The organism is Cyanobium sp. BA20m-14 (assembly GCF_024346295.1).
Genome location: NZ_JAGQCR010000192.1, coordinates 1 through 6,087 on the forward strand (window position 1 = coordinate 1; position 6,087 = coordinate 6,087).

The following is a 6,087-nucleotide window of genomic DNA, read 5'->3' on the forward strand; positions in this document are numbered from 1 at the left end:
GCCATCTTCGAGCCGCTCCCGCAACACATCTAGATCCCTGGCCATCCCCAGCCGGCGCACCCATTTGGCCAGGCGTTGGTTGTTGAGCGCGGCAGGAACCTGCAGGGCGGGCTCAAACTGAACAAGGGTGGTGCTGAGCCGGCGCATCGCCACCCGCATCTGATGCAGGGGCTCGGTTCCCTCCCCCGCCGCAACCGGGGCCTGCAGCTGCACCAGCTTGCCTACCTGCTTCTGCAGGAGGTCGAGGGCATAGGCGCCATTGCTTACATCGCGAAGCTGCGCCATTGAGAGATCAACGGAATTCCGGTTTCTTGATACTCTCAAGACTACGTTGTAGCGCTTGTCCCGTAGTCAGTCCCACGGGCAGGTCGCCGCCGAAGGCCGTGCCGAGCACGTGGCGATAGAGCTTACTTTCCACCAGGCGATAGGTGCTGGAGGGCATGGGGATATAGCCAGCCAACTTGACGAACTTCAGCCCATTGGCGATGGTGTAGATCACAAATTTGCGCAGCTCAGGGCGCTGCCGCAGGGCCTTGTCGTTGATATAAATGAACAGAGGACGAGACAGGGGCACATAGGCTTCTTTCTGCACCGACTGGGCCGAGGGGGTCGCCAACCCCTTCTTGCCCAGCACGGCCAGAGCCTTCAATCGCTTGGCGTTGGCCTGGTAATAGGCAAAGCCGAAATATCCCAGGGCATCTGGATTTTTTGCTACGCAGGCCACCAAATCATTATCATTTTCACTGGCAAAATAATCAGTTCGTGAATTATCTTCGTCGCCATTAATGGCCTTATTGAAATAATCAAAGGTGCCGGAATCCTTGCCGGGGCCGCAGAGGCGGATTGGTCGATCGGGCCAATCCAGGTTCACCTGGTTCCAGCGGGTCACCTTGCCGGTTGCCTGCCGGTTCCAGAGCCGCCCCAACTCCTGGGTGGATATCCGGGAAGCCCAGCTGTTCTTTGGATTCACCACCACGGTGATCGCGTCGAAGCCAATCGGCAGCTCCAGAAACGACACTCCCTTGGCGGCACAGGCCTTGAGCTCCTTGGCGCTGATCGGCCGGGAGGCATTGGCCATAACCAGTTGCCCTCTGCAGAACTGGCGGAAGCCCGCCGAGGTGCCCGTCTCCTTGAGCTCAAAACGCACCTGGCGGTTGGCGCCACCCTTCTGGTAGGCCTCAATCGCGGTTTGAACCACCGGGAATACGGTGCTCGAGCCGCCGATACGCAACGGCTCCGGCGCCGCCTGCGCAACTGAGGGCAGCGGCGTCAGCAGCTGTGACAACAGCAGAGGAGCGAAAAAAGTCAGGATGGGGCGCATGACCTTGGCCATCACCCCAGAACTCTGGGCGACCGGGCGCTCAAAAGGGGTTAAGACCAGGTTGTGCTTTACAGGTTGGGCCCTCAGCGGGGGGCAGTCCAGTCTTGAAACCAACCACGCCGCCAGAGCCAATAGGCCTGAATCAAGGCCACCATCGCCATTAAAACCAGGGCATAAAGATATCCATAACGCCAGCTGAGTTCGGGCATGGCGGCAAAATTCATGCCGTAAATACCACCGATGAAGGTGAGGGGCGCAAAAATACTTGTAAGGATGGTGAGCGTTTTCATCACCTGGTTCATACGGTTGCCCACGCTGGCGGCATAGACCTGGGTGATCGCATCGCATTGATGCCGCAACAGCTCGCAATTTTCAAACAACAGCTCCACCAGCTCTGCCATCTCCTGGAAGCCCACCAGGGCCTCATCCCCCAGCAGCTGTTGCCGCTGGCGCAGCAGCACCCTGATCTGGTGGCGTAGGGGCCACACCTGGTTGCGAATCGTGCGCAGGTTGCTGCGGTGCTCAAAGGCCCGGGTCAGCAGCTTGGGCTTGGGGTCCCGCAGGGCCGCCTCCTCCAGGTCGTCAAGGCGATTGGCGATCTGCTCCAACATCGGAAACAGCTCATCGAGCAGTTCATCCACCAGAAAGTGGAGGATGTCATCTAGATCCCGGTGTTCCACCGCTCCCACCCGGGATTCCAGCCAGGCGGTGAGCGCCGGAAACGACTCCCCGCTCGGAGCCTCTTCAAAGGTGATCAGGAGATTGGGCAGCAGCAGCAAGCCCACCTGGGAACTGAGCAGGTGCAGGGGATCCCGGGCAAAGCTGAGCCGATGCAGCACCACGAGCAGGGCCCCATCCAACCCATCGACCCGGGAGCGCTGCGGCACCTCCAGCAAGGGGGGCAGCAACATCGGGGGCACCTGGAGCACCTCCAGCATGGCTTCCACCTGCCGCCGATCCGCCAGACCCATCACCCGCAACCAGATCGGATCCCCGCGCCGGTGGAGCTGGGCGAGCTCTTGGCAGGATTCCAGCGGCACCAGCCGCGGCCCTTCACACTCAAACAACACGGCGCTGAAGCAGCTGCTGCGTCTACCCCCGTGCACATACAGGTGGGCCGGCAGGTTGGCGGGGCGCTCCTCGAGGAGGTGGGAATTCAGAGCACCAGGGGTGGGGCGCAGCACGGCGAGGGGGGTGGGGGAGCCAGCCAGCGGTTGAGCAGCTGGCCGCCACCCACAATGCTGGCCTGGATCAGCAGGCACAGCATCACCTGGGGCAACCAACCAGCGGAGGACTGGTCCATGGCAAGGCTTCACAGCGCTACCTGATCCTCGAACCCGCAGCAAAACCGGTTCGTGCCCCAGGCCACACCAGCTGGGGTCTTCACCGATTCTTAATTAACGCCTCCCTAATATGGGCGGGTATGTATTGATGCCTGTGAGCCCTGCCAGATCGGGTAACTCCGGTGCCCCTGCGCCGGAGCCGGATTCGGCGCTGAACGCCATTGTTTCACCGATGGAAGCCCATTCCTCCTACAAGGGCGACGACTGGAGCCCCCAGCGGCTGATGTTCCACCAGAACCTCGAATCCTTCGCAGAGCGGGTTGGGCTGGTGGTGGGCCTGCAGAGCAACGGCAAGGTGAGCCAGGAACAGGCCTATGGCCAAATCAGGCGAATCTGGAAAGAGCTCAAGGAGAGCAAAGATGCCCTGCTGAATTCGACGAAAGAAGATGGCTAGGCCCTTGGTTTAGAGTTAGTCATACGGTTTGATCCGGCTTGAACAGCTTGGCCCGCCTACCGCTGGTGTTTCACGACCAACAGGCGGTTGTGGACATGGATCCCCAAGGATTGGCGAACAAGCTGGCCCAGCACTTCCCGCTGCTGGAGTTTGCTCCCCGGGATGCCCGGGCAAATCCCTTCCTGCACCGGGCCAGCACCGCCAAGGCCGGCGAGCTCACCCTCACGTCCGGCTACACCAGCCCGATCCATGGCTGCATCGGCGAAAACCCCGGCGTGGGTGCCATCAACATCTGCTACGCCGGAGGCGCCGCCTACACGGTGGACGGCCACAGCCACAGCATCCATGGCGAGGCGCCGCTGTATTTCAATCCCGGTTTCGCTTACAGCTACAACACCGATCACTACAACGGGCTGGTGCTGCATGTGGATCTCAAACGCCTGCAAACCACCGCCGCCACCATCGGCGGAGTGGGAATCTCGGAGCGTCGCTTCGCCGCCGATCTGCAGCGCCCCCAGGTGCTCTCGCTGCGGGGGGAGCGGCAGCGCGAACTGCTGGGCACCCTGCACCGAGCCTTTGCCCTGCTGGATGCACCGGGATTGGAACAGCAGGGCGAGCTGGGGCTCCTTCAGCTCGACGACCTCATCTACCGGATTCTGGCCCTGGCTCTCTGCCCCCAACTGGCGCGCCAGTCTCTAAGCGGCCACCAGCGCGGCGATTGCTCCACAAGACAAAGGATCTTTGAGGAGTTGCTGGAGTGGATCCAGGCCAATCTCCGCTCACCCATCAGCCTCACCCAGCTGGAGCAGCGCAGCGGCTACTCCCGGCGCAACCTGCAGCTGGCCTTCAGCCAGCGCTTCGGCTGCGGCCCCATGCAATGGATTCGGCGCCAACGCCTCGACCTGGCCAGGCAACAGCTGCTCAAGCCCGGCCCCGGCGACAGCGTGGCTGGGATCGCGGCCAGGCTTGGCTTTGCCAGCCTCCCTGCCTTCAGCCGCGACTTCCACAGCGTATATGGCATCCGTCCATCCGAGCTGCTGCGGGAGGGCAGGCGGGTGCATGGCTGAGGGGCCAGTGACCCCGGCGCCAGGGGTGGTTCTGGCTGTCAACGCCGGCAGCTCCAACCTCAAGCTCAGCCTGCTCGATCAGCAGCAACGGCCCCTCCAGCAGCACCAATGCCCTTTGGGCAAGGGCGAGCTCGAGCTGCCCGGGCCGGTCGCCCACTGGATCAAGGAGAAGCTGGCGCCCTGGCAGGGCCGCATCCAGCTGGTGGTGCATCGGCTCGTGCATGGCGGCGACGCCTACCGCACGGCCACCCTGCTGACCCCGGCCGTCATCCGGGACCTCAGCCAACTGATTCCCCTCGCCCCGCTCCACAACGGGCCCGCCCTGCAACTGATCAGCTGGCTGCAGACCGTCCTGGAGACTCCGCCCCAATGGGTCTGCTTTGACACGGGCTTCCACAGCACCCTGCCCGCCCAGGCCAGCACCTACGCGATTCCCGAGGCCTGGCGCGCCTCCGGCCTGCGGCGGTTCGGCTTCCACGGCCTCAACCACCAGCACGTGGCCGAGGTGGTGCGGGTGCCCCTTTTGATCAGCTGCCATCTGGGCGCAGGCTGCTCCCTGTGCGCCATTCGCGATGGGATCAGCATTGCCACCACCATGGGCTTCACCCCCCTCGATGGCCTGGTGATGGCCACCCGCTGCGGCTCCCTCGATCCCGGTGTGCTGCTGCACCAACTGCGGGCTGGGCTCACGGCCCAGGAGCTCGAGCAGGCCCTCAACCACCAAAGTGGGCTGCTGGGGCTCTCCGGGCTGAGCGGCGATATGCGAATCCTGCGGGAAGCGGCGGCAGCCGGCCACGCCGGCGCCCAGCTGGCCATCGGCGTATTTCGCCACCAGTTGCTGCAGGGAATTGGGGCGATGGCAGCTAGCCTCGGCGGCGTGGATGCGATCGCCCTCAGCGGCGGCATCGGCGAGCACGATGGGGCCCTGGTGGAGGAACTGCGGCAGGCGCTCGGCTGGCTCGGCCCGCTCAAACTGGTGCAGGTCGCCGCCGACGAGGAGGGCCAGATGGCCAGGGCCTGCCTGGCAGCGAGCGCTAGGGACGCACCCGGGAGTTGCTTTTGATGCCGGGCATGAAGCGCCGCTCGTGCTGGGCGCCGGTGAGCATGCGGTTCCAATAGAGGGAGGGCAGGAGCCTGCGCTTGACCCACCACATGCTCCAGCGCTCCTTGGTGGGATCGAGCGGGAAGGAGGGCACCGGCTGCTGGTCATAGTTGAACTCGGCCATGATCGCCGTGCCGTAGCCAGTGATCAGCGGGCAGCAGCTATAGCCGTCATAGGCCGCCGCCAGGGATTGGCCGTCGAGCAGTGCCAGCAGATTGGCCACCAGCACCGGCGCCTGGCCCCGCACCGCCGCTGCGGTTTTGGAGTTGGGCAGGCCACTGACATCGCCCAGGGAGAGCACATTCGGGTGACGCAGGTGTTGCAGGCTGAACTTGTCCACCTCCACAAACCCGCTCGGCGCCGCCAGAGGGCTGCTCGCAACCACATCGGGAGCCGCCATCGGCGGGGTGACATGCAGCATTGCGTAGGGGACGACCTCCTCGCGACTGCTCTCCCCCTCACTCACGCGGAACACCGCCTCCTGGCTGGCCGCGCGCACCTCGGTGAGCACGTGGTTGTAGCGGGCATCGATGCCCTTGCGCGCCACCACTTCCCGCAGCGGCGCTGCATAGGTGGGCACCCCGAAGATGCCTGGGGTGGCGGTGGCATAGATCACCCGGGCCTGCAGACGTTTTTTCGCGAACAGGTCAGCCGCGAGATAGGCAATCTTCTGGGGCGCGCCCGGACACTTGATCGGCATCGACGGACAGGTGAACACTGCTTGCCCTGAGCCAGCTTGACCTGCCCCGGCTTGGCCGCCCTTGAAGGCCCGGATCGTTTCCCAGGTGTAGGCGGCGTGATCCTTGCTGTAGTTGCTGCAGACTCCACCGTGGCCCAGGGCCTCCGGCAGACCCTTGACC

Annotated in this window: 8 protein-coding genes; 3 read left to right on the forward strand and 5 right to left on the reverse strand. The window is 63.9% G+C overall.

Annotation, left to right across the window (positions count from 1 at the left end; all coding sequences use genetic code 11):
• The 4 genes from KBZ07_RS14815 to KBZ07_RS14830 all read right to left on the reverse strand — a co-directional run.
• Window positions 1–285, reverse strand: a 285-nt coding sequence (locus KBZ07_RS14815; RefSeq protein WP_254932330.1) for a CHAD domain-containing protein, incomplete at its 3' end; no start/stop codon positions are given.
• Between the two features lie 7 nt (window positions 286–292).
• Entirely contained in the window at window positions 293–1,285 is a 993-nt protein-coding gene (locus tag KBZ07_RS14820) for a PstS family phosphate ABC transporter substrate-binding protein (protein WP_254932331.1), read from the reverse strand.
• A gap of 119 nt (window positions 1,286–1,404) precedes the next feature.
• Window positions 1,405–2,505 (reverse strand): magnesium/cobalt transporter CorA, encoded by a 1,101-nt coding sequence (corA, locus tag KBZ07_RS14825; protein WP_254932332.1) that lies wholly within the window; start codon window positions 2,503–2,505, stop codon window positions 1,405–1,407.
• Window positions 2,478–2,624, reverse strand: a complete 147-nt coding sequence (locus KBZ07_RS14830) for a hypothetical protein (RefSeq protein WP_254932333.1) — start codon at window positions 2,622–2,624, stop codon at window positions 2,478–2,480. The genes corA and KBZ07_RS14830 overlap by 28 nt, the downstream gene beginning before the upstream one ends.
• A 134-nt stretch (window positions 2,625–2,758) precedes the next feature.
• Between KBZ07_RS14830 and KBZ07_RS14835 the strand changes: the two genes are divergently transcribed.
• From KBZ07_RS14835 to KBZ07_RS14845, 3 genes are read left to right on the forward strand one after another with little or no spacing between them, the layout of a single operon-like run.
• Window positions 2,759–3,058 (forward strand): hypothetical protein, encoded by a 300-nt coding sequence (locus KBZ07_RS14835; protein ID WP_254932334.1) that lies wholly within the window; start codon window positions 2,759–2,761, stop codon window positions 3,056–3,058.
• A 38-nt stretch (window positions 3,059–3,096) separates the two neighbouring features.
• Window positions 3,097–4,125, forward strand: coding sequence for an AraC family transcriptional regulator (locus KBZ07_RS14840; protein WP_254932335.1), 1,029 nt, complete (start codon window positions 3,097–3,099; stop codon window positions 4,123–4,125).
• Window positions 4,118–5,188 carry an acetate kinase gene (locus KBZ07_RS14845; RefSeq protein WP_254932336.1) on the forward strand — a complete coding sequence of 357 codons (1,071 nt, stop codon included), beginning with the start codon at window positions 4,118–4,120 and terminating at the stop codon, window positions 5,186–5,188. The genes KBZ07_RS14840 and KBZ07_RS14845 overlap by 8 nt, the downstream gene beginning before the upstream one ends.
• On the opposite strand, the gene KBZ07_RS14850 is transcribed toward KBZ07_RS14845, so the two are convergent.
• The coding region (locus KBZ07_RS14850) for an FAD/NAD(P)-binding oxidoreductase (RefSeq protein WP_254932337.1) at window positions 5,160–6,087 on the reverse strand (928 nt) is incomplete at its 5' end. The two genes, KBZ07_RS14845 and KBZ07_RS14850, sit on opposite strands and share 29 nt — an antisense overlap.

Excerpts from the sequence above, each read along its gene's own strand:
- KBZ07_RS14830 (WP_254932333.1), bottom strand. The coding sequence starts at position 2,624 with ATGGACCAGTCCTCCGCTGGTTGGTTGCCCCAGGTGATGCTGTGCCTG.
- KBZ07_RS14845 (WP_254932336.1), top strand. The coding sequence starts at position 4,118 with ATGGCTGAGGGGCCAGTGACCCCGGCGCCAGGGGTGGTTCTGGCTGTC.